A 3,113-nucleotide genomic window follows, 5' to 3' on the forward strand; every position below is an offset into this window, starting at 1 on the left:
CATAATGCGCACTAAGGGGTTTGTGTTAGAGATCCTTCAATGGACCTTTGTTTTATGACTACCTTGAGCTCAATCTCTTGAATCATATCCTCAAGCTGCTGGGCTTTGTCCTGCAATACCTGAGAATACTCAAATAAGAAATTGGCCGTGAACGGTTCATCGCTCCAGACCACGCTATTCTGGAACGCCGCCAGTTCCTTTACCGCTGTGGCTAGATTAAGAATGTCAGTCATGGAATAATGTGTATCAGTCATCATCAACTCTCTACTAGTTGGTTATGGTTAGAAGCCCGCAGTTGCTACAACAATTGCGGGCTTTGCTTGTTTATATAAGTGGATGTTTTTCCGTTAATTTCCGAACGTTTGATGCACAGCTCGGGCACTTGGGCAATTCACCGATAACGCCAAAATCCAAATCTTCATCGAACCAAGGCTTGTAGCAAACCGTGCATTGATATGTCGGGTCATCCTCTCTCATCACCATCGCAACGCCACCCTTATAGACAATCGCACGTGTTGGTAAATTCCACATCAGATCTCAACCTCCATCGGTGTAATCACTTTGCCGAATTTCTTCAACTCAACATTGCCGAAATTATTAACGATATAGCTAGAGCCATGAAAGGTATAAAGTCCGGCAGCATATGGTGGTTGTCCATCCTCAAGTGATACTTTCATCAGCGTTGGGAACTTGCCCTCGCAATAAATATACGCATCCTGCTCATAGATAGTACGTGGTGGTTTGCCATCTTTACCAGGCATGGTGCGAGAAGATACTTTTACATCCTCAGCGAAAATTTCGATTTTTGGCATGGTTAGTTTCCTTATGCGTAAGCTCTAAACGGAAGAATATTAGATTCAGCGACAACGGGTAGCTTGTACCAGCTAGGAACGGGAAGCGGATTTACCTCGATAACCTCAGAGCGTTTCAACGTTGGACACATCCGGCTAACATCGAATTGCTGGCCAATATCAATACCGATAGCCTTGAGACGAGCTTTGTGCTCATAGAATTGACGCTCAGAAAGGATTTGTCGCAAATTCATACCGCTTTGCCACATAATGGCGTAACTCTGCGTAGCGTTAGCTGCTTGCCGGCTTTTTACTGCATTAAAAGCAAGAAGTTGATCTGCGATACTCTGATGTTCATCGTGTGATATATGTATTGTTTTCATGGCATTCTCAATAACTTGTAGGTGCTGAATAAAATCTTGTTCAGTTACATTGCCGTAAAATTGTAAGTTGTGTCGTTTAAGTAATGTCTGTCTTAAGCTATGCTCTTCTCGCACTACACCAAACTCCTGACAGTAAGCTATCAACTTATTGATGTACGATGATATTTCTGATGGAACACCTCCTTTCTTACGTTCTGATTTTGCCAATTGGCGATGCAATTCAGCCGCTTTTGCATATAGCTTATCCATTTGCCATGTTGAGCCCTCACCCCAGTTACACGTATTACCATCAGGGTAAAGTTTGGGTTTTCGTCCTCGACCTATTTGCATCGAAGACAAACCTCGAATAAATGATTGCTCTCTCCCCTTGCCCACCGAATGATTTCGAGTCCAATCAATCAAGGTGATTTCCGCGCCATTACCAACCAAAGACGATGATTTGCCATCGGGTGACTGCCGATGGGCAAAACGGGTATTCTTCGTGAACGGCGGTAAGTCATAAAAAGATAAAACGTGATTGTAAATATCTACACATTCATCAAGTGTCCGCAACCCGAAAAGGTTATCAACACGTTGCCAGCGCGATGGATTTCCCTCAACTCGAACCCGAGTACCATCGCAGCGAATGGTTAACTTTGTACTGAAAGAACCCTCAAGAACTTTTTGATTCACTGAAGGAGGCAATTTCTCTCCAGTTTCTAAATCCACCCTTTCAATCACGTGACGCCCCACAAGTGGCAAGTTGCCCTCGTGGTGATCTTGTTGCATGAAAAGCTGGTCAATAAAGTACAAGCAAAAACCCTGTCAATAATCTTATGGGATAAAAAAAGCTAATCCCGTAGAATCAATTTATCGTGGAAGGTAAATATATAGGGTTAAAATTAAGTTCACAAGATAAAAAATGAGGAATTATTGTGTCTATAGGTGAAAATCTAAAAAGGCTAAGGCGCGACAAAGGGTGGACTCAAGGAGAACTGGCTGATAAGTGTGGTATCCGGTTTGGGCAAATTTCGAAAATTGAAAGAAATGAAACAGACCCTAAGTTGAGCACAATATACGCGCTAACACGTGCGTTGAACTGCACTCCAAATGCATTATTGATGGATATGTCAGAAATCAGCATTGATGCGATAATGGCGGTTGCCCTTGAAAGGGTTCAAGGTTTACCTGATGAAGATAAAGACCATCTATTAGCAGTAATTGATAAATACTGTATTGCTAAGAGCTTACAGCACCTCATTGAGCACAATACTCTCCTTGGAATATCAATTTTTGATGGTAAGACTGAGGAAATGAAAAAAGAGAAAAAGCCCTAATACTGAAGCCTCATTGGGAGTGTTAAGAATGAAATGTAGCCGACCTTTAGTCCGGCGAACATGCGGATGTCCGCAGTTAGTTGGGGTGTTACAGGAACCCCAACCTATTTTCACGTGACCGCATCACCAAACAAGACACCCGGAGGCGTTCGCGATGCCTCCATTTTTTCCCGCATTACTTCTCCTCGCTCAGCTCTCGCTCGTCGGCGTTCTGCGGTCAAAAATCATCGGGAAAACAAAACGCCATAAGTCACGGCGTCTCCGACAATGAGCTGCAACGAATTAAAAAAGCACCGGCGCACCCCATAAAAGCAAGAGCGGCCTAACAGGAAGAAGGGATTGGAGGTTTTTTGAAGGCTGTCGGGCTCGGCCAGTCACGGCCTGCCGATAAATTGCAGTTTGGCGCAGTGGCCTTGGTATGCCTACGGCATGAAAAGCATCCCGCTATAGTACGCATTATACGGGATTATGTTACGGGCTAACCTCTACCGACGATTCTCACGATGAGCAATCAGAGCGCCAGCAAGCTGCCGCCCGATATAGCATATCCCTCGCCCACGCAGCTATTCGGCTAGGCAAAGCAAACCCTCAACATAATCCCGCACCACATAATGCGCACTAAG

4 protein-coding genes are annotated in these 3,113 nt (G+C 44.3%); 1 reads left to right on the forward strand and 3 read right to left on the reverse strand.

The features are described 5' to 3' along the window. Positions 1–11 precede the first annotated feature (11 nt). The 3 genes from ABT56_RS20930 to ABT56_RS20945 all read right to left on the reverse strand — a co-directional run bounded on the left by ABT56_RS20930 (position 12) and on the right by ABT56_RS20945 (position 1,966). Positions 12–257, reverse strand: a complete 246-nt coding sequence (locus ABT56_RS20930) for a hypothetical protein (protein WP_205626108.1) — start codon at positions 255–257, stop codon at positions 12–14. A 273-nt stretch (positions 258–530) separates the two neighbouring features. Next, positions 531–812 carry a single-stranded DNA-binding protein gene (locus tag ABT56_RS20940; protein WP_047880878.1) on the reverse strand — a complete coding sequence of 94 codons (282 nt, stop codon included), beginning with the start codon at positions 810–812 and terminating at the stop codon, positions 531–533. 11 nt (positions 813–823) lie between these two features. Next, positions 824–1,966 carry a phage/plasmid replication protein, II/X family gene (locus tag ABT56_RS20945; RefSeq protein ID WP_047880879.1) on the reverse strand — a complete coding sequence of 381 codons (1,143 nt, stop codon included), beginning with the start codon at positions 1,964–1,966 and terminating at the stop codon, positions 824–826. Between the two features lie 122 nt (positions 1,967–2,088). On the opposite strand from ABT56_RS20945, the gene ABT56_RS23425 reads away from it, so the two are divergent. Further along, complete coding sequence (locus ABT56_RS23425) at positions 2,089–2,490, forward strand: helix-turn-helix domain-containing protein (protein WP_053062594.1); 402 nt, start codon at positions 2,089–2,091, stop codon at positions 2,488–2,490. The last annotated feature ends 623 nt before the right edge of the window (positions 2,491–3,113 follow it).

The sequence above is a fragment of the Photobacterium aquae genome (assembly GCF_001029445.1).
In the GTDB taxonomy this organism is placed as follows: Bacteria; Pseudomonadota; Gammaproteobacteria; order Enterobacterales; family Vibrionaceae; genus Photobacterium; species Photobacterium aquae.